We start from the raw sequence: 20,043 nt of genomic DNA, 5'->3' as shown, positions 1-20,043 counted from the left end.
GTTTTTTTGTTAAATTTGTAGCGTAACGCCAAAACTATATCGCCTTGTTTTCATTTTTTAGTAAAAAACAAAAAGCTACTTTAGCAAGCCTCATACCCTCGGGGTTTGTAGACATACACTCGCACCTGCTGCCGGGTATAGACGACGGTGCTAAAGACCCTGATGACTCCCTTACGCTGATTAATACGCTGAAAGGATACGGTTTTTCGCAATTTATTACTACGCCACACGTGCTTACAGGCGTGTGGAACAACACGCGCGATGGTATATTGGCTACAGAAGAAAAGCATAAGGCTTTTTTACAACAACAAGGCGTAAACGAACCGTTTAAGGCTGCGGCCGAGTATTTAATCGACGATGTTTTTTTAAAGCGGATTAAACAAGAGCCCCTGCTTACCTTAAAGGATAACTATGTACTGGTGGAAATGAGTTACCTTAATGCGCCCATGCAGTTGTATGAAGCCTTGTACGAAATGCAACTGGAGGGCTACCAGCCCATACTGGCACACCCCGAGCGTTATTTGTTTTACCATCATAAGCAGGAGGAATACCAAAAGCTGAAACGTGTGGGGTGCAAGTTTCAGGTAAACCTGCTTTCGGTTACAGGTTATTATGGTAAGCACGTTTGCGATATTGCACAAAAACTCCTTGATGAGGGGATGATAGACTTTGTGGGCAGCGATACCCATCATGAGCGCCACACAGCTGCTTTTCTTAATCCCGTGATACTTAAAGATACTGCCCCGCTTGTTAAGGCAATGGAGAATAATGCCATGTTTGGCGGGGCGTAAGCCTAATTAACGCCTTTTTTGCCTTTCACAATAAATAACAATACCTTTGCACCTGCAATACAAGCCATTGTAACAATGGCTTTTTTTATTAAATGCAGTTTTAACTATGGCACATAAAGCAGGATTTGTAAATATTATAGGTAACCCAAACGTAGGTAAAAGTACGCTTATGAACGCGTTTGTGGGCGAGCGACTCTCTATTATAACCAGTAAGGCACAAACTACCCGCCACCGTATACTGGGCATTGTAAATGGCGAAGATTTTCAAGTGGTACTAAGCGATACCCCGGGTATTATAAAGCCTGCATACGAGTTGCAAAACAGTATGATGGACTTTGTAAAGACGGCCTTTGAAGATGCCGATGTACTTATATATATGGTAGAAACCGGCGAAAAGGAACTGAAAGATGAAGCGTTTTTCAGGAAGATTATCAATGCCAAGGTGCCGGTATTGTTGCTTTTAAATAAAATTGACAAGTCTAATCAGGAGCAATTAGAGGAGCAGGTAGCATTGTGGACAGAAAAGGTTCCGAACGCGGAAATTTTCCCGATAAGTGCGCTGGAAAATTTTAACGTGCAAAACGTATTCAGCCGTATTTTAGAGTTGCTTCCGGAGTCGCCGCCATACTACCCTAAAGATGCACTGACCGATAAGCCGGAACGCTTCTTTGTAAACGAAACCATACGCGAAAAAATATTGCTTAACTACGATAAGGAAATCCCTTATGCCGTAGAGATAGAAACCGAGGAGTTTATAGAAGATGATAACATTATACGTATCCGTGCCGTAATTATGGTAGAGCGCGATACGCAAAAGGGTATTATCATAGGTCATAAAGGTGCTGCCATTAAAAAAGTAGGCACCCAGGCACGAGAAGACCTGGAAAAGTTTTTTGGCAAACAAATCTTTATAGAAATGTTTGTTAAGGTAAATAAAGACTGGAGGACTAATAACTACCAGTTAAGAAGATTTGGGTATAACCAGAAGTAATTTCAGATTTTAAATATTTGTTTCAGGTTTCAGGTTTAAAGTTTCAGGTTGCCACTCAGAACTTTAAACCTGAAACCTGAAACTTGAAACAAAATGACTACTTTTGCAAAAAATTAAAATAAGCTGATGAATAATATCGTAGCCATAGTGGGGAGGCCTAATGTAGGGAAGTCTACCTTTTTTAACCGTTTGATACAGCGCAGAGAAGCTATTGTAGACTCTGTAAGCGGTGTTACGCGCGACCGTAACTACGGTAAAAGCGAATGGAACGGAAAGGAGTTTTCTGTTATAGATACAGGTGGATATGTGAAAGGGAGCGATGATGTTTTTGAAGGTGAAATCCGCCGCCAGGTAGAACTGGCGTTAGATGAAGCCGACGTAATTGTATTTGTTACCGATGTTGAGGAGGGTATTACCCCTATGGACGAGGAGGTTGCTAAGTTACTGCGTAAGGTTACCAAGCCGGTTATCCTTGCCATAAATAAGGTGGATAACGCCATGCGCGAAAAAGACGCGTTTGAGTTCTATAACCTGGGCCTTGGCGACTACTATACTATATCAAGTGCCAGTGGTAGCGGTACAGGTGAATTGCTGGATGCTATTATAGAGGCATTACCAGACCCGCAGCCGGTAGATGAAAATGCCGAGGTGCTGCCTCGATTTGCAGTAGTAGGCCGACCTAATGCCGGTAAGTCGTCGTTTATAAACGCGCTTATTGGAGAGGATCGTTTTGTAGTTACAGACATAGCCGGTACTACCCGTGATGCTATAGACACTACCTACAACCGTTTCGGGTTTAAGTTTAACCTTGTAGATACCGCCGGTATCCGTCGTAAGGCAAAGGTTAAGGAAGATCTTGAATTTTACAGCGTTATGCGCTCGGTGCGAGCCATAGAGCATAGCGACATTATATTACTGGTTATAGATGCTACCCGTGGTTTTGAAGGCCAGGACCAAAGTATTTTTTGGCTTGCCGAGAAAAACCGTAAGGGTATAGTAATCCTGGTTAACAAGTGGGACCTTGTAGAAAAAGATACCATGACCACACGCGATTACGAACTTAAAATACGCGAACAGCTGCAGCCGTTTACCGATGTGCCAATTCTGTTTATCTCTGCACTTACAAAACAGCGTTTGCTTAAAGCACTTGAAACTGCCGTAGAGGTATACGAAAACCGCAAGCAACGCGTATCTACCAGCAAGTTTAACGAGCTGATGCTGCCAATTATAGAAAACTATCCGCCGCCGGCGCTTAAGGGTAAATACATAAAAATAAAGTACTGTATGCAGCTGCCTACGCCTGTGCCACAGTTTGTGTTTTTCTGTAACCTGCCGCAGTACGTTAAAGAGCCATACAAGCGTTTTATAGAAAACAAGCTGCGTGAGCATTATAACTTTAGCGGGGTACCTATAGATATTTACTTCCGCCAGAAATAAAAAACAAAAAAGCGAATAGATTATCTATTCGCTTTTTTGTTTACTGAACTCAATGTTTTTTGCGCGTTCGTGGTTGTAGGTAAAACCGGTAATATTTCCTTGGGCATCTTTCCTGAAACTTAAATCGCCATAACGCGTAGCAAAGGTTGCCTCTTCAGCTTCAATGCCCCAGTCCTGGTCTCCGTTTGCCAACTTCATGTATACAAGTCCCTCCTTAGTAAAAATTTGAACGTTTTGTTTTAGAGCAGCGCTATAATAAGTACCTTCATACATCTTGTACTCTGGTTTTTCGGGCATTGTTTCCACGCGGATAAAGCTTGCCTTTCCTGCACCCTGTTGTAATTGTATACTTTCCGCTTTTCCATTCTGGATGTTTTCAAAAACAAAAACGCCCTGATCTTCTTCAAGGGCAAAAGTATTGTCCTGTCCGTTTGGTTTCAGTTTAACATTAGTACCATCCCAAAGCTGCATAAACGAAAGCACTCCATTACCTTCCTGTATCACTATATACTGCCCCTCGTCCAGTTTATATTTACCGGTATACATGCTAAGGTTGGCTTGTTTTACAGAGCCATTTTTAGCAGTTGGGTAGCGGTACGGGAAGCCCAACAGCCGGTTTACAGCAGCTTTTAAAATATCGTAACGTTTAAAGCTGTCATCATTAGTAAGTATAACCGCTCCCACTTTATCGTCAGGGAAATAGGCTAAAAACGGATGATATCCTTTTACGTCTCCGCCATGCTGTATCATGGTTTTAGACCCGTATGGCGAAATAAACAACCCCTTGGTATAGGTAAGGTTTTCATTTTTATAAGCGTCATCCTGCGTCATTGATTTCCAAAATGCATCACCAAAAACACGGTGCGTTTGCATTTCTGTCAGCCATTTTTGCAAATCGCCCAATGTGCTGTATATGCCGCCACCGCCTACAGCCTTTTGATCGGGATCTGTTGTCTTGTAAGCCCCGTTTTCCATTTCATAGCCTATGGCTTTATGGTCGACGTTGTTTTTTGGTTTGGTAACGTACGCTGTACTCTTCATGCCTAACGGCTTGAAAATATTTTTACGGGCAAATTCGCCAATGCTTTTCCCTGAAACCTTTTCTACAATCTGCGCAAGGCACCAGTATCCCGTATTGCAGTAACTCCATTTTTCGCCGGGGGCAAAATCAGGTTCCTGTAGTACCATCATTTCCTTAATCTGATTGTTAGTATAATCGTCTGATTCCTCTCCTTTAATGGTTGCAAGGATAGGATAATCTTTAAGGCCGCTGGTATGGGTAAGCAGGTGTAATAGGGTTATTTTTTCGGCATAGGCAGGGAATTCTGGTATGTATTTCCGCAGGTTGTCGTTTAGGTTTAGCTTGCCTTGTTGTTGCAGCAGTACTACACAGGCAGCCGTAAACTGTTTTGATGTAGAGCCCAGGTTAAAAACAGTTTCATCTGTAATTTTGATGTGCTTTTCAAGGTTCGCATACCCCGCATGGTTGTTGTACACGGTTTTGCCATCTTTAAGGATGCGTACTGAAAACCCGGGCACCTCTTTACCTTCATACGTTTTTACAATAGAATCTACCGGAGCGAAATAATCTTGCGCATGGGCAAAGAAAGAGGAGGCAAGCAAAGTTACCACCAACAGGGATTTGTTCATTTAGTTGATTTTCTTGATTGATGCGCAAATATAGGTTGTGGATAATGGCGCGGCAAATAATTAACAGGGGTTACTACTTTTTAGTACTTTGGTAAAATAAAAACCGCCTTGAGAAATCAAGGCGGTCTGTATAATATTGGTGTTAATCTCTATAGTTTACTCAGCACATTTTAATGCACACTTTTCTCCATCAATGGCGGCTGAGATAATTCCACCGGCATAGCCCGCTCCTTCGCCACAAGGGTATAAGCCTTTTATCTGGAGGTGTTGCAGTGTTTCGGCATCGCGTGGTATACGTACCGGAGATGAGGTGCGTGATTCTGGGGCGTGCAGTATGGCTTCGTTAGTAAAATACCCTTTCATTGATTTGCCAAATTCACGGAAACCTTCGCGCATAGTTTGGGTTAAAAAGCCCGGGAATACCTGCCCTAATTCTACCGATGTGGTACCCGGTACATACGACGTTTTAGGGATGTCTGCTGAAAGTTTACTTTGCGAAAAATCAACCATACGCTGAGCCGGTACACGCTGGGTGCCGCCTGCTGCGTGGAATGCTTTCTGCTCTATTGCTTTTTGGAATTCCATACCGGCAAGGGGGCCAAATTTAGCATACGGTGCAAAGTCCTCCAGCTTAAGCTCTACTACTATACCACTGTTTGCGGTATCCTGGTCGCGTTTGCTGGGGCTCCAGCCGTTAGTAACCACCTCGCCGGGGCTGGTGGCACATGGTGCGATAACACCACCAGGGCACATACAGAACGAGTACATCCCGCGTCCGTTTACCTGCTTAACAATAGCGTAAGCGGCTGGTGGCAGAAACTCGCCACGACCCTGGTTGTAATCACAGCTGTATTGTACGCTGTCTATAAGCTTCTGCGGATGCTCGGCACGAACGCCCAAGGCAAACGGTTTGGCTTCTATAAATATTTCTTTGCGGTGCAGCAGTTCAAAGATGTCACGTGCCGAGTGGCCTGTGGCAAGGATGAGTTGCCTAGCATGAATGGTGTCGCCTTTTTGGGTAACCACGCCGTCTACCTCGTTGTTTTTAATCAGTATGTCTACTACTTTGGTGTCAAACAATACTTGTCCGCCAAACTCAATAATCTTTTCGCGCATTGCCTTGATTATTTTCGGCAGCTTGTTTGTACCTATGTGAGGGTGCGCTTCCACCAGTATTTCAGGCGATGCCCCAAAGCCTACAAACAGTCTTAGTATACGGTCTACATCGCCGCGTTTTTTACTGCGGGTGTAGAGTTTGCCATCGCTATAGGTACCAGCACCTCCTTCGCCATAGCAGTAGTTGCTTTCGCCGTTTACAATGTGGTCGCGGTTTATGGCTTTCAGGTCACGGCGGCGTTCCTGTACGTCTTTACCACGTTCCAGTACTATGGGTTTTAAGCCAAGCTCTATCAGTTGCAGTGCGGCAAACAAACCGGCCGGACCCGCGCCTACTACAATAACCTCGCGGGCATTGCTCACGTCCTTGTAATCGGGTAGGGGCATGGTGGTTTCGTGGTATTCCTCATTATGGTATACCGCTACTTTTAGGTTTACTTTAATGGTACGCTGGCGCGCGTCTATACTGCGCTTTAGTATGGCTACATGTTTAATGTCGGAAGGGCTCACGTGCATAAGTTTTGCTACGTGCGCGGTAAGCAAAGGCATTTGTGCAGCCACTTCGGGCGCCACCTGAAATAGAAGTTCTTTCGGCATGGCGCAAAGGTAAATTATTTTGTTTAAGGTTTCAAGTTTAAGGTTTAAGGTTAGGATAGCCTGAAAACTGCAACTGCGACTGAAAACTACTCTCCTTTATCCTCAAAAGCATGTAGCGCAAAACTCGCTAACCAGTGTTCGCCTTCGTAATTACCATCTACAATGGCGGGTAATGAATAGGTAAGGTGCCTATCGGCAAGGTCTTTAAGATGTCCCAGTTGCTTAGGGTATTGGTGGGCAAGGCGGTAAAAATTCCAGGCACGACTAAAGTTAAGTCCGTCCAGGTGTACCAGGTGGCCGTCGGTGCGGTCTGAGACTACGCCGGGTTCCCATGTGTATTTTTTGTCGAACAGCCTTGGGGCAAAATCCTTCAGCCATTTTATAAAATCTTTTTCAGGGAGTATGCGTTGCATAATACCAATTTCCTCAAGGCAGGGCGACAAGAAATCGGTGCCGCTGGGTTCCCAGTCAAACGGACAATTGGCATCGTTTTTAAACAGGCGCAGCGCGTTTTCGCGAATGCTGTTTTGCAGGGCGACATTGTTTGCATGTACGGCATAATCCCACGCCAGCGACAACCCGAAAGCGGTATTGGTATGCGTACCTACCCGCAGTGCGTAGTTAAGTTTTGGCAAAAACTCTATATATCGTTCTGCTAATAAATCAGTAAGCGGTTGCAGGTTTTGCGCCAGCTGTTGTGCAAAGGGTTCGTTATAGGTGTCCAGCTCCTGTTGCAGCTTTAGCAACCATGCCCAGCCGTAGGTGCGCTCGTATGATTTTTCGTGTTTTTTGCTGAGGTAGGCAATTTCCCGTGCTATGTTTTCCTTACTAAGGTTTACGGTAAGTTTGTTGATAATTTCCTGCCTGTTGTCAAGGTTAGGGAAATGCTTTAGCAAGTACACCAGGCTCCAGTGTCCGTGTACCGACGAGTGCCAGTCGAAACACCCGTAAAAAGCCGGGTGCAGTGTTTTAGGGCTGCCCAGCTCGGTAGCATCGGCAAGGAGCTGGCTCAGTTTATTGGGGTATTCCTGTTGCAGGCATTTTAGCGGCAGTCGCGCCAGCCCGTTAGCGCGTTCAGGGGTTAGCTGCTGCGCAAATGCAGCGCTTATGCTAAATAAAAAGGCCGGTACAAGGTATTTCATTATGCTGTGTTTGTTTTCAAAAATAGTGAATAAACTCGCTACCTTTGCACAAACATTTTACCATGAGCAGACAAATCAAGTTAATTTGGGATTTTCGCGGGCCCGGTGCAGCGCGTACAGCAGAGCATCATGAAATTCATCTTAAAGAATACATTGCCATAGAAAAACTGCCACTAAACATAACCGGCTACACCGAAGTTAACGATATGTATGCTACCGCATGGATGGTGGTAACCGACGAATACATGATTGCCGTGCGCGATGCCCTAAGGCCGCACAGAGGAGAAGTATATTCTGCCGAGTAGTTCCTAAATGCGTAATATTGATGGTAAATCCGATTGAAAATGCCTGCGAATGTTAAATTTAGCTATTCGGCTGTATATTAACGTGTATTTTTTTGCATGGCGTGTACTAAAAGTATTATTTCGCAGTTAAAATAATACCAATCTTACAAAAACCATCAATGCGCCACATCTTACTTATTGTGTTACTGGCAGTACCATGCCTTTTATTTAGCCAGAATGTTACCCTTAGCGGAAAAATTATCGATTCGCAAAAGCTACCAGTTGAAGCAGCTACTGTGTACCTTAATTCGGCTAAAGATTCTACCCTGATTGATTACACCATTACCGATAAAAACGGGCAATGGCATCTTAAAACCAAAGCGCTAAAAACAGCGGCTACCCTAAAAGTTTCGTTTGTAGGTCTTAAAACCTACGCTAAAAAGCTCGATGCCATTACTGCCGATGTTGATTTTGGCACCGTTACCCTGGAGGATAATGCCAAGGTGCTGGGCGAAGTAGTTGTAGAAGGCGAAATCCCGCCGATACGGGTAAAAAAAGATACGCTTGAATTTAACGCCGCCTCTTTTAACGTAAAGGCGGATGCTAATCTTCAGGAGCTGCTTAAACAGCTGCCGGGGCTTGAAATTGCTGCCGATGGCAAAATGACCATTAACGGTAAAGAGGTAAACCAGATATTAGTAAACGGTAAGCCGTTTTTTGACAAAGACGGCAAAGTAGCCTTACAAAACCTCCCCGCAGAAATAATCAATAAAATACAGGTAACCTCTACCAAATCAAAGGAGGAGGAGCTTTCGGGGCAAAAGGCTACCGGAAATAATGCCAGTATTAATGTAACTATAGATGAGGATAAGAACAAGGGTATGTTTGGCCGGGGAACGGTAGGGTTTGGTACCAGCGGACGGTACGAAAACAGCCTTTTGGCCAACTACTTTAAAGGCGACCGTAAGGTAAGTGTACTTGCCAGTTCTAATAACATAAACGCCATAGGTTTTTCTATGGACGAAATTTTTGACAACATGAGTGGTGGCCGCAACCAAAGTATGTGGAGTAACGGCAGTAGCTTTAACATTAACGGCATGCAGTTTGGCGGCGATACCGGTATAACCCGCTCTAATATTTTCGGTCTTAATTATGCCGATAAATGGACAAAAGGTTTTGATGGGGGTGGCAGTTATTTTTATTCTGATGGTAAAACAGATAACACAAACAGGTCTACCGAAACCAACTTTGTAACTAAAGAAAATGAAAGCGACGAGGATCTGAGCTACGTTAACAAAAATGAAAACGTATCCAGGGCTTACCGATATTCCCACAATTATAATACAAACTTTAGTATTGCTGCTGATTCTACGTTGTCGGTATATTTTGAACCGAAATTTGTAAGGGGATATACCCGTAACAATACACAGGCACAGCAAACGGTAAACCGACTTACATCGGGCTTATTGCTTACCGATACACGTGGTGAATATGCTAATGAAACCGATAACAAATCGTTTTCTAATATGCTGGTGATTAACAAGTCATTCCGTAAAGATAAAAGCAGTGGTATTAGCCTTGATGTGCGGAACGAAAACACCCTGGCCGATGGTTATGTGCTTAATAACACCGCTACAGACAGCTATGATTACACAGGCGGTACTGCTACAGTATCTCAGATTGGCAGAAATATTTTGCGCCGTAACCGCCAGAAGAAAGATGAATATATTGCTGAGGCTAAGGCGTACACAAAACTAAAAGATAGTATTGCGCTAAGCGTGTCTATGGTATATAACAATGTGCGCAATACAGAAAACAGGCGCGGCTTTAACTACAATGGTACCGATGCTGATTATACTTCGTTTAATGACGCCATGAGCGGATTTTTACGTGGCTCAGAACAGCGTTTTTCGCCAAGGATAGGCATTGGCAGGGAAACTTCTAAAATGTGGGCAAATGTAGAAGGTGGTATGCGTTTTATAGATTTTAAAGCCGATGGCGTGTATACCGGTACCGTAACGGCAATAAATAAGGATTATCTTAGGCCTTATGCCGTTGCCCAGTTAAGCTATCATCTTACCAAAACCAAGTCGATATGGGCCAGCTATAACTATGATGTTCTCCTGCCACAGGCGTCACAACTGTTACCGGTTCAGGACATATTTAACCAGTTATCGTCTACCACCGGATACCTTGACTTAAAACCAACCGAAACGCATAACGTTTATTTGAATTTTAATGATTTTGACTATGCCAGCCGTAGCGGTTATTCCTTTTATGGAGGGTTTAACTACAACACCAGGGCAATAGTGGGCTATTCTGAAATTAATAACAACGCAATCTCACAAAACAGCTACCGCAACGTAACCGATACCTACAACAGCTGGTTTGGCGGCTACTGGTCTAAATCGTTTAAAAAAGAGGCGCATTCGTTTAAACTTAATATGGGTTTATACGGTGGTTATAGTGCCGATAAAGGTTACTTAAACACCAAGCCGTATGAGGGCAAATCACTGTCGTTAAGCCCTAATGTTAATGTCACCTACAAGTATGGCGAACTGCTTACCGTAAACCCGTTTTATGAGTTTGATATGAATAAAACTAACTACACCAACTACGCAGTTAGTTCGGCATCATCGAGCATACATAAACTGGGTATAAATACCACAAGCTACTGGCCGAAGCATATAGTAATGGGGCACGATTTAGCATATTCTTACAACCCCCAACAGGCATCGTTCCGTAAACAATACTATTTGTGGAATGCCAGTATAGGGTACAGTTTCTGGAAAGACCAACTTACCTTTAAAACTAAAGTATATGACTTGCTGAACCAAAACCAGGGGATAACCCGTACGGTTTCGGCGCGGTCTATATCGGAACAGGAAAATACCGTACTAAAACGCTACGTTATGTTCTCACTGAGCATTAAACTAGATAAGTTTGCGGGTAAAAAGCAGGCCGCAGAGGGTAGTGTTATAAGTTTTTAATCCGGATGATTTAAATTCAGGATAAAAAAATTGAAATGCCCGTTAAACCACCGGGCCTAAAATAGGTCTTTATTAAACAAGACCTATAACAAAACCTATTGAATGAAAAAACTATTCCTTTTTATCCTGCTCCTGGCAGGCTGTGTCTTTGGCTACAGCCAGTCGGTTACCTTTAAAGGCAGCGTACAGGATCCTGGCGGCTTACCCCTTGAGGCTGCTACGGTATACATACGCTCTGCTAAAGATTCTACCCTTATAGACTATACCATTACAGACAACAAAGGAAACTGGCAAATGAAGTCCCGAGGGGTGTCCCAACCGTTTTTGCTTAAAGTTTCGTTTGTGGGGTTTGGCAATTACGAAAAACGCTACGAGCCTTTAGCGAAGGATACTGATTTTGGTGTAGTTAAACTTACGGATAAGAGTACCGAGCTTAAAGAGCTGGTAATACAGGCAGATATACCACCGGTTAGGGTAAAAAAAGATACACTCGAGTTTGATGCTGCATCGTTTAAAGTACGGCCTGACAGTAATGTGCAAACCTTGTTAAAACAGCTGCCCGGCGTAGACATAGATGCTTCCGGTAAAATTACCGTAAACGGAAAACAGGTAACCCAAATACTGGTAAACGGTAAGCCGTTTTTTGACCGTGATGGAAAAATAGCACTACAGAGCCTGCCGGCAGAACTGATTAAAAAAATCCAGGTTTCGGATTTTAAGACCAAAAAAGAGGAACTGCAAAAAAAACAGGCCGATAGCGATAACGCCAGTATTAACCTTACTATAGACAAAGACAAAAATAAGGGTGTATTCGGCAGGATTACGGGTGGGTATGGTACTAACGACCGCTATGAAGCAAACGGACTCATTAACTACTTTAAAAACAACCGTAAGATTAGCCTGTTAGCATCAAGTAATAACATTAACGCCTCGGGCTTTAGTAACGACGATATTTTTGACAGTATGGGTGGCGGCCGTAATATGATGATGTGGACTAACGGCAGTGGAACTACGTACGTTAACGGCGTTCCGGTAGGTGGTGGCGGTAATGGTATTACGGTAACCAATATTGCCGGTGTAAATTACAGCGATGAGTATAAGAAAGGGTTTGACCATTCGGCAAGTTATTTTTACAATGATACCGATACTAAAAATAACACCCGCAGCCGTAACGAAACCTTTCTTACTGATGCAAACGGAGCGGCCACAGGCGAAAGCCAGATAACAAGCAGCGCGTCTGACAGCCGTAGCATAAACACTTCGCATACTGCTAATACTGAGTTTGACATTAAGCCTGATAGTACTTCTACAATTAATTTCAGGCCAAAATTTGTACGTACCGATACAAGCCGTGCCACAAAGAATACACAAAATACCACAGACCAGCTGGGCAACCTGCTGAATGAGAGTAATGGTACTACCAGTAACGATGCGCTTAGTACGGCCTTTAGCAGTACCCTTACGTATAACAAAGTGCTGGGTAAGCGCGGGCGTGCATTTAGTGCAGAGTTTAGCAATAACAACAATAATACAGATAGTGACTACTATAACATTACTAATACCTCGTTTTACAACACAGGTACCACAGATAACAGGAACCAGCTTCAGCGCAGCAGGAGCCTCCGGGATAATTATAACATAGACGTTTCGTATACTGAGCCAGTCACCGATTCTTTAAACCTGGAAATAGGTTCGGTCTACAAATGGTCTTCAAGCACAGACGACCAAAAGGGGTATAACTTTAATCCGGCTACAGGCGCGTATGATAACGAAGCTGATGTTATTACCACTTATTTAAATTCTACCACGGTTACCACAAATCCGTATGCCAGCCTGCGCCTGGATAAGAAAAAATATAACATTACTGTAAAGGCAGGTACAGGTATCTACAGTTTTGATAACTACGGCACCTACATGGGTAGTGATTACAAAGTGAATAAAAACTACGTGCTGCCCACCGCTAATGCACGGTTCAGGTACAATTTTGCTAAAAGTAAGCGCCTTACGTTAAGTTATAATTTTAATACCTCATTTGCTTCAGCATCGCAGCTTTTGCCAATTTCAGATCTTGGTAATGCGCTAAGTACCACAGTAGGTAACCCCGACCTTTCTCCCGAAAAAAGCCATAACATATCGTTGTACTTTAATAACTACAACTTTGCCACGCGTTCGGGTTATTCGTTATATGGCGGAGGTACCATTAACGAAACCCAGATTGTAAACTACACCAGCCTGGCCGATAACGGTAAGCGTACTACTACCTATGAAAATATAAACGGCGGCTACTCCAGCTACTTTGGCGGTAATTACAATAAAAATGTAAAGTCAGAATCGGGTAACAATCTACGGTATACCATTGGTTTAACCGCTAACTACAGCCGCAGCCTCGGGTACCTAAACACCCGCCTTTATAGTGCTAACCGGTTTTCGTTAAGCCCAACGGTAAATGTTAACTATGATTTAGGCGAAGTGCTGACTATTAACCCAAGTTATACCTACAATATTAACGATGCCCAGTACACCAATTATTCCGTGGGGCAGGTGAGTAATTTTGTGCATAAAGCATCGCTTATTATAACCAATTACTGGCCTAAGAACTTTGTAATGGGTAATGATTTTACCTATACCTACAACTCGCAGCTTTCGGCAGGGTACAGGCGAGATTTCTTTTTGTGGAATACCAGCATTGGTTACAACTTTTACAAAGAACAGTTTTTGTTTAAGGTAAAAGTATACGATATACTCAACCAAAACCTTGGCAACAGCCGTACCATAAGCGCTTCGGGTATTACTGATTTACAAAACACAGTGCTTAAGCGTTACGCCATGTTCTCCCTTACGTGGAAGATAAACAACTTTGGCAATAAAAAACGCGGCTCTCAGGGAGGTATGCCGGGCAGGGGAGGCATGCCGGGTGGAGGCCGTATGCGCCGTATGCCTTAAATTCCCGAATCTTTACCGGTTCCTCGCTGCCATTTAAATATAGCGGCTATATTTGCATTGTATGCTGTTTACAACCACAACTTTTGCAGTATTTTTCCTTATTGTTTTCGCGGCTTATTACCTGGCCGGTGAAAAAAGAAGGCGTTGGCAAAATGTGCTACTGCTTGCCGCCAGCTATGTTTTTTATTGCTGGTGGGATTGGCGTTTTGGTTTTTTACTTGCGTTTTCTACCGTACTGGATTTTGCCTGTGCGCATGCTATAGTAGTGTATTCAAAAAACAGGAAAGCCTGGCTTGCTATAAGTATTACGGCAAACCTTTTGTTGCTGGGGGTATTTAAGTACTATGATTTCTTTGCGTCTTCTCTGGCGGGGCTAATTACTGGCATGGGCTTATCTGTACACCTACCGTTGCTAAAACTAATTTTGCCGGTAGGTATTTCATTTTATACATTTCATGGTCTTTCCTATATAATAGATGTGTACAATAAACGCCTTAATCCGTGCAGGAATATAGTAGACTACAGCCTTTTTGTAAGTTTTTTTCCGCTACTGGTTGCTGGCCCTATAGAAAGGGCTACCCACCTGCTCCCTCAGATACAAGCCAAACGTAGCTTTGATTACGGTTTAGCAGTTAATGGCTTACAGCAGCTGCTGTGGGGCTTGGTAAAAAAACTTGTAATAGCCGATAACTGCGCTTATTTTGCTAATTACATCTTTGGGCACTACACCACACTTCCTGGTAGTAGCCTTTTACTTGGGGCGTTGTTTTTTTCGTTTCAGATATATGGAGATTTTTCCGGATACACTGATATAGCCTCAGGAGTAGCCAAATTACTGGGTTTCCGTTTGCTGCGTAATTTTGATTTCCCGTACTTTTCAAGGAGTATAGCCGAGTTTTGGCGTAAGTGGCATATTTCGTTAACCTCCTGGTTCAGGGATTATTTATACATACCGCTGGGCGGTAGCAAGGAGGGCAGGGCACGTACAGTACGAAATGTATTTATAGTATTTTTAGTAAGCGGCCTTTGGCACGGGGCGGGATTTACCTTTATAATATGGGGTTTACTGCACGCCCTCTATTTTTTGCCCGGATTACTTTTGTCCCGAAATCGCGAATATGCCAGCCAGCCTGTTGCCGAAGCTAAAGTATGGCCTTCGTGGAGAGACCTAATAAAAATGAGTACCACGTTTGGTTTGGTCACCCTGGCATGGATATTTTTCCGGGCGGAGAGTTTGGTTCAGGCAGCAGAATACTGTAAAGGCTTGGCGAGCCGTTCTTTGTTTTCGGTACCGTTACTTTATAATTTTCCGTATGCTGCTACTACGCTGTTACTCCTGGTAGGTTTCATAATTATAGAATGGCGCGGAAGCAACCGCGAGTTTGCAATTGAAGGAATGGCAAAAGATAAACCAAAGCTTCTACGCTGGGTACTGTATTGTTTTTTGGTTTTTGCGGTACTGTTTTTTATGAATACAGATAAAACCTCATTTATTTATTTCAGGTTTTAAGTATGAAAAAGTTTCTGAAAAATATAGCCTTGTTTACTCCGCTGTGTGTGGTTATTTATTTTCTGTTATTAATTATAACGGGAGAGTTTGCGCCACACTGGCTGTACAGTAACCTGAGATATACAAGGGGATATAGCGACACGGGTTTACGTATTGCCGATATAAATAATACGCCACCGCCCGATATTTTGGTTTTAGGATCATCTCATGCTTATAGGGAATTTGATCCACGTATTTTTCGTCAATACGGTTACACCATGTTTAATCTAGGCTCCAGTTCGCAAACGCCGTTGCAAACCGGTGTGCTGTTGCAGCGTTATTTAAAGAAATTAAAACCACGTTGTATTATATATGAAGTTTATCCCGGTACATTTTCTGCAGACGGTGCTGAGGGCGCTGCCGACCTGATTTCTAATGATACTGTTAAGGCCGATATGCTTAACATGGCATTTGGGATAAACGATATTGTTGTGTACAATACCCTCGCCTTTGCATGGTACCGTCAGGTTACACACCGGGATCATACAGAACTGCAACCGATATTAGATAAGAACGATACCTATGTGCCGGGTGGCTATGTGGAACGAAAGATGGAATTTTATACTCCCGATATTAAGGGTAAACCCGTAAAATGGAAGTTAAAAAACAATCAGTTTACTGCCTTTGCACAAAACCTGGCTTTTATAAAATCGCAGCGCATACCTTATGTACTGGTATATGCTCCCATACCGCGTGTAAGTTACAGCCGTCGCAAAAATAACAATGCGTTTAGCGAAAGAATGGCTGCATACGGGCCTTATTACAACTTTAACGGTAAGGTGCCGCTTAATGACTCATTGCACTTTTTTGATAATAACCACCTTAATCAGCAGGGGGTAGCGTTGTTTAACAAAGCACTCCTTTCGGCAGATACTGTATTGCCTTTAAAGCAAAAGCCGCTTAAGTAGCGGCTTTTGTGTTTTTTATTCTTGGGTTGTTGTAGTACTATCTGTTGTGGTAGCGGTAGTTGCATCTACAGTTTCTGTAGTATTTGTTTCTTTACCAGGCCTTGGCGCATAAAAATCGATTTTCTTTTTACGGAGCTCAAAGTTTTGCCCCAGGTATACCTTACGTACCATTTCGTCGCTGGCCAGGTCTTCCGGTATACCAGCCTTAAGTATACCTCCTTCAAACATAAGGTAGGTTTTATCTGTTATGGCTAAGGTTTCCTGCACGTTGTGGTCTGTAATCAAAATACCTATGTTGCGGTCTTTTAGCTGGGCTACAATACGCTGAATGTCTTCTACCGCTACAGGGTCTACACCTGCAAACGGTTCATCGAGCAGAATAAACTTAGGGTCTGTAGCCAGCGCACGGGCAATCTCTGTACGGCGGCGCTCGCCACCGCTTAGCAGGTCGCCACGGTTAGTACGTATGTGTCCTAACGAAAATTCGTCTATAAGCGCCTCCATCTTGGCTTCCTGTTCTTTTTTAGAAAGGTTAGTAAGTTGCAGCACGCTCATAATGTTATCTTCAATACTCAGCTTACGGAATACCGATGCTTCCTGGGCAAGGTATCCTATACCGTATTGTGCGCGCTTATACATAGGGAAATTAGTAATCTCGGTCTGGTCCAGGTATATTTTACCGCTGTTAGGCTTTACCAGCCCTACAATCATGTAAAACGAAGTGGTTTTACCGGCACCGTTTGGCCCTAGCAAACCCACGATTTCGCCTTGGTTTACCTCAACCGAAATGCCTTTTACCACACTACGGCCCTTATATGTTTTGATTAAATTGTCTGCCCTTAACTTCATGGTTGTAATTGTTTAATGTAGCAATTTTTAAATGTATCAATTAATACGCTAACGCGTTGCTACATTAAATAATTGATACACTGTTACATTATTTTGATGCATTTTCCTCCAGCGCTTCCCAAAACTCGTAAGCGCGGCGCAGGTGCGGTATTACTATGGTGCCACCTACAAGGGTAGCTATGCTTAGCGCTTCCATAACCTCAGCTTTTGTAAGCCCCTCTTTATAACTGGTTTCCAAGTGGTATTTTACACAATCGTCGCAGCGTAGCACTGCACTGGCTACCAACCCCAGGAGCTCCTTGGTTTTCACGTCGAGCGCGCCTTCCATGTAAGCATTGGTGTCCAGGTTAAAAATACGCTTAATTACTTTATTATCATCTGCCAGAAGCTTTTCGTTCATTTTCTGGCGGTAGTCGTTAAATTCGTTTACTAAGTTTGCCATTATTCAGCAGTTTTAGGGGTTTTATTAGTTCGGGCCGCAATAAGTATACTGGCCTCATATAAAATTATAAGCGGTATGGTTACGGTCATTTGGCTCACTACATCGGGCGGAGTAACAACTGCTGCCACTATAAGAATAATTACCAGTGCATAACGCCTGTATTTTCTTAAAAATGCAGCGGTAACCAGTCCCATTTTTGCAAGGAAATAAATAATCACCGGCAGCTCAAACGCTAGGCCGCACGATAGTACCGTGGTTTTAACCAGGCTAAGGTACGAGTCTAGGTCTACGTTGTTTACAACAATGTCACTGATCTTATAGTTAGCCAAAAAGTTTATGGAAAGCGGCATAATCAGGTAATATCCAAAAACCACACCAAGGAAAAACAACAGCGAAGTGCCGGTAATAAACGACACTGCGCCTTTACGTTCTTTTTCGTACAACGCCGGGCTTATAAACTTCCATATTTGATACAGGATGTACGGAAATGCTATGATAATACCTGCCACAATAGCCGTCCAGATGTCGGTAGTAAACTGCCCGTCCATATTACGGCTAATGATGGTAACCGGAATTTCGGTAACGCAAAAGCTTTTATCCAGGTCGTATTTGTTAGCGGCGTCGCAAAAAATACGATACGTAACAAAGTCGCCCTTAAGCGGCGCGAAAATTACATCGTCAAAAATTTCGCGGCTAAACGTAAAGGCTATTACTGCGCCTATAAGTATACCTGCACTGCTGCGTACCAGCAGCCATCGTAGCTCCTCTAAATGATCCAGGAACGACATTTCGCCTGTATTGTTCTTTTCTTTTGCCATAAAATGCAACTATCCTTTTTTATATTTTGCCATACGCTCGTATACACGTGCCGGCACCTTGTTCATATCCTTGCCCTGGGCTTTCATCAGCTCCAGGTATTTTTTGTAGGCTTTTGTTGCCTCGCCCTTATCATGATCTTTATTACTACGCGCCCAGTTTACATCACCTAAGTTTAGCCAGGCTACAACCCTGTCGGGAAACTTTTCTGTAATATTTTCCAGCAAAAGTAGTGAACAATATATTAACCTGTCCCTTCTGTAATCATCTTGCGGATCAAATTCCAACAGATAATATGCCAAATCGTTATATTGCTGCACGTTTTTAGTGGTAAGAGGATAGGTTTTACTCAGTAGCTCTATTTCTCTTTCGTCGGGCACGGGTGCGCATCTGTTTGGAAAATCATTAGCATATTTACTACCCGAAAACAACTTCAAAAGCCCGTTTATCGTAAATTTCCTTACATACCACCCGTGCCCGAAGGATTCATCTTTTTTTTCATCAAGAATAAAACGTTCCAGCGTGGGTACATGCCCCCAAAAAATGGGAAAATATTCCTGTTCAAAATTGCATGGCACTATCAGCTTCCCTTTTGCATCCTTGTAGGCCCGATAACGAAGTAGGTTGTACTTATGCAATGTAGCCGTATTGTATTTTGGTGAAATTGAAAAATAGTAGGTATAGGTATCTTTTCCGTCTTTGCCTTTTTCCGACATAGAAAATGCCAGTGTATCACCTTCAAAACGTATATAACGGCTTGCATTCTTTTCCTGCAACATAAACTGTGCATCGGTGTTACCGTACTTTATTTCCTTTTTTGCCCAATCAATATGAAACATTTCAGACTCACCATCGCCGTTAAGGTCAAAGTTTATGGTATTTTTCAGCATGGGTACAAAACCCTTTTGCCAGTTAAATGCCTTGTGTTTATCCAGTAAAGGCTGGTTTACATAAGTGTAAGTACCACTGGAAACATATGTATCTTTATTCAACCCCAGGCTCTCGCCTTTCGTCGTGGTCAAAGTAATGATTGTCTCAGCTCCCTGCTGCTTTTTGGCAATGGATACATCGGTAAACCTTTGGTCGATAAACTGCTCATAAGGATGATCATATTCCCCTTCAAATACTAATCCACCCTCCGAAATATGATATACAACATAATACAGTAAGAGGTCTTCATATTGTTGCTGGAAAACGTAATACTCACCTGACTTATCGTTATAATACAGCAAGAACTCATCAAAAGGCTCTTCAGACCCGGCAAACTTTATATCGCCCACAGGCTTGCCGTTTATAATAAACTGCATCATGGCAGGCATAAAATATTCCGATGCATCTTCACGCTGCATGGCTACGTTAATGTTTATAACACCGTGGGTAAGCCTGCAATAAATATAACCTCCCAACTGCTTATACTGTGCTGATGGGGTTACCCTCTTAAAATCGGTAATATTTTGGGCAAAGGCAAAAGGAATGGCAAAAAGCCAAAGCAGGGTAATCAAAATAGTTACAACCTTTCTTTTTGCCATAAAATGGTT

Annotated in this window: 15 protein-coding genes; 8 read left to right on the top strand and 7 right to left on the bottom strand. The window is 43.0% G+C overall.

The annotated features are described in order from the left end of the window. Positions 1 to 44: 44 nt before the first annotated feature. The 3 genes from ACLI08_RS11915 (at position 45) to der (ending at position 3,219) form a co-directional block, all read left to right on the top strand. Positions 45 to 791, top strand: a complete 747-nt coding sequence (locus ACLI08_RS11915; protein ID WP_411428717.1) for a tyrosine-protein phosphatase — start codon at positions 45 to 47, stop codon at positions 789 to 791. Positions 792 to 897: 106 nt separating this feature from the next. Further along, positions 898 to 1,782: a GTPase Era gene (era, locus tag ACLI08_RS11910; protein WP_411428716.1), complete on the top strand. Its 885-nt coding sequence runs from the start codon at positions 898 to 900 to the stop codon at positions 1,780 to 1,782. 126 nt (positions 1,783 to 1,908) lie between these two features. Further along, a complete protein-coding gene (gene der / locus ACLI08_RS11905) occupies positions 1,909 to 3,219 on the top strand; it encodes a ribosome biogenesis GTPase Der (protein WP_411428715.1) in 1,311 nt (436 codons plus the stop codon). Between the two features lie 24 nt (positions 3,220 to 3,243). On the opposite strand, the gene ACLI08_RS11900 is transcribed toward der, so the two are convergent. From ACLI08_RS11900 to ACLI08_RS11890, 3 genes are all read right to left on the bottom strand, one after another. Further along, entirely contained in the window at positions 3,244 to 4,869 is a 1,626-nt protein-coding gene (locus ACLI08_RS11900; RefSeq protein WP_411428714.1) for a serine hydrolase domain-containing protein, read from the bottom strand. Positions 4,870 to 5,025: 156 nt separating this feature from the next. Further along, a complete protein-coding gene (locus ACLI08_RS11895; protein WP_411428713.1) occupies positions 5,026 to 6,582 on the bottom strand; it encodes an NAD(P)/FAD-dependent oxidoreductase in 1,557 nt (518 codons plus the stop codon). Between the two features lie 86 nt (positions 6,583 to 6,668). Beyond that, a complete protein-coding gene (locus ACLI08_RS11890; RefSeq protein WP_411428712.1) occupies positions 6,669 to 7,724 on the bottom strand; it encodes a DUF2891 domain-containing protein in 1,056 nt (351 codons plus the stop codon). Positions 7,725 to 7,786: 62 nt separating this feature from the next. On the opposite strand from ACLI08_RS11890, the gene ACLI08_RS11885 reads away from it, so the two are divergent. From ACLI08_RS11885 to ACLI08_RS11865, 5 genes are all read left to right on the top strand, one after another. Next, positions 7,787 to 8,029 (top strand): hypothetical protein, encoded by a 243-nt coding sequence (locus ACLI08_RS11885; RefSeq protein WP_411428711.1) that lies wholly within the window; start codon positions 7,787 to 7,789, stop codon positions 8,027 to 8,029. 158 nt (positions 8,030 to 8,187) lie between these two features. Next, complete coding sequence (locus ACLI08_RS11880) at positions 8,188 to 10,998, top strand: outer membrane beta-barrel protein (RefSeq protein WP_411428710.1); 2,811 nt, start codon at positions 8,188 to 8,190, stop codon at positions 10,996 to 10,998. Positions 10,999 to 11,100: 102 nt separating this feature from the next. Then, positions 11,101 to 13,941, top strand: a complete 2,841-nt coding sequence (locus tag ACLI08_RS11875; RefSeq protein WP_411428709.1) for an outer membrane beta-barrel protein — start codon at positions 11,101 to 11,103, stop codon at positions 13,939 to 13,941. A gap of 61 nt (positions 13,942 to 14,002) precedes the next feature. Beyond that, positions 14,003 to 15,451 carry an MBOAT family O-acyltransferase gene (locus tag ACLI08_RS11870; protein ID WP_411428708.1) on the top strand — a complete coding sequence of 483 codons (1,449 nt, stop codon included), beginning with the start codon at positions 14,003 to 14,005 and terminating at the stop codon, positions 15,449 to 15,451. A gap of 2 nt (positions 15,452 to 15,453) precedes the next feature. Continuing rightward, positions 15,454 to 16,398 (top strand): hypothetical protein, encoded by a 945-nt coding sequence (locus ACLI08_RS11865; protein WP_411428707.1) that lies wholly within the window; start codon positions 15,454 to 15,456, stop codon positions 16,396 to 16,398. A 15-nt stretch (positions 16,399 to 16,413) separates the two neighbouring features. Here ACLI08_RS11865 and lptB read toward each other — a convergent pair whose 3' ends face one another. The 4 genes from lptB to ACLI08_RS11845 form a co-directional block, all read right to left on the bottom strand. Continuing rightward, the gene (lptB, locus tag ACLI08_RS11860) at positions 16,414 to 17,247 is read right to left on the bottom strand and encodes an LPS export ABC transporter ATP-binding protein (protein ID WP_411428706.1); all 834 of its coding nucleotides are present in this window, start codon (positions 17,245 to 17,247) and stop codon (positions 16,414 to 16,416) included. Positions 17,248 to 17,335: 88 nt separating this feature from the next. After that, entirely contained in the window at positions 17,336 to 17,689 is a 354-nt protein-coding gene (locus ACLI08_RS11855) for a carboxymuconolactone decarboxylase family protein (RefSeq protein ID WP_411428705.1), read from the bottom strand. After that, complete coding sequence (gene tatC, locus ACLI08_RS11850; RefSeq protein WP_411428704.1) at positions 17,689 to 18,507, bottom strand: twin-arginine translocase subunit TatC; 819 nt, start codon at positions 18,505 to 18,507, stop codon at positions 17,689 to 17,691. The genes ACLI08_RS11855 and tatC overlap by 1 nt, the downstream gene beginning before the upstream one ends. Positions 18,508 to 18,516: 9 nt before the next feature. Beyond that, positions 18,517 to 20,034 (bottom strand): hypothetical protein, encoded by a 1,518-nt coding sequence (locus tag ACLI08_RS11845; protein WP_411428703.1) that lies wholly within the window; start codon positions 20,032 to 20,034, stop codon positions 18,517 to 18,519. Positions 20,035 to 20,043 lie beyond the last annotated feature (9 nt).

The sequence above is a fragment of the Flavobacterium sp. RNTU_13 genome, assembly GCF_046614455.1.
Taxonomy (GTDB): Bacteria; Bacteroidota; Bacteroidia; order Flavobacteriales; family Flavobacteriaceae; genus Flavobacterium.
This window is presented reverse-complemented; position numbering and strand designations above follow the sequence as displayed.

Excerpts from the sequence above, each read along its gene's own strand:
- era (WP_411428716.1), top strand. The coding sequence starts at position 898 with ATGGCACATAAAGCAGGATTTGTAAATATTATAGGTAACCCAAACGTA.
- der (WP_411428715.1), top strand. The coding sequence starts at position 1,909 with ATGAATAATATCGTAGCCATAGTGGGGAGGCCTAATGTAGGGAAGTCT.
- ACLI08_RS11900 (WP_411428714.1), bottom strand. The coding sequence starts at position 4,869 with ATGAACAAATCCCTGTTGGTGGTAACTTTGCTTGCCTCCTCTTTCTTT.
- ACLI08_RS11895 (WP_411428713.1), bottom strand. The coding sequence starts at position 6,582 with ATGCCGAAAGAACTTCTATTTCAGGTGGCGCCCGAAGTGGCTGCACAA.
- ACLI08_RS11890 (WP_411428712.1), bottom strand. The coding sequence starts at position 7,724 with ATGAAATACCTTGTACCGGCCTTTTTATTTAGCATAAGCGCTGCATTT.
- ACLI08_RS11885 (WP_411428711.1), top strand. The coding sequence starts at position 7,787 with ATGAGCAGACAAATCAAGTTAATTTGGGATTTTCGCGGGCCCGGTGCA.
- ACLI08_RS11880 (WP_411428710.1), top strand. The coding sequence starts at position 8,188 with ATGCGCCACATCTTACTTATTGTGTTACTGGCAGTACCATGCCTTTTA.
- ACLI08_RS11875 (WP_411428709.1), top strand. The coding sequence starts at position 11,101 with ATGAAAAAACTATTCCTTTTTATCCTGCTCCTGGCAGGCTGTGTCTTT.
- ACLI08_RS11870 (WP_411428708.1), top strand. The coding sequence starts at position 14,003 with ATGCTGTTTACAACCACAACTTTTGCAGTATTTTTCCTTATTGTTTTC.
- ACLI08_RS11865 (WP_411428707.1), top strand. The coding sequence starts at position 15,454 with ATGAAAAAGTTTCTGAAAAATATAGCCTTGTTTACTCCGCTGTGTGTG.
- lptB (WP_411428706.1), bottom strand. The coding sequence starts at position 17,247 with ATGAAGTTAAGGGCAGACAATTTAATCAAAACATATAAGGGCCGTAGT.
- ACLI08_RS11855 (WP_411428705.1), bottom strand. The coding sequence starts at position 17,689 with ATGGCAAACTTAGTAAACGAATTTAACGACTACCGCCAGAAAATGAAC.
- tatC (WP_411428704.1), bottom strand. The coding sequence starts at position 18,507 with ATGGCAAAAGAAAAGAACAATACAGGCGAAATGTCGTTCCTGGATCAT.
- ACLI08_RS11845 (WP_411428703.1), bottom strand. The coding sequence starts at position 20,034 with ATGGCAAAAAGAAAGGTTGTAACTATTTTGATTACCCTGCTTTGGCTT.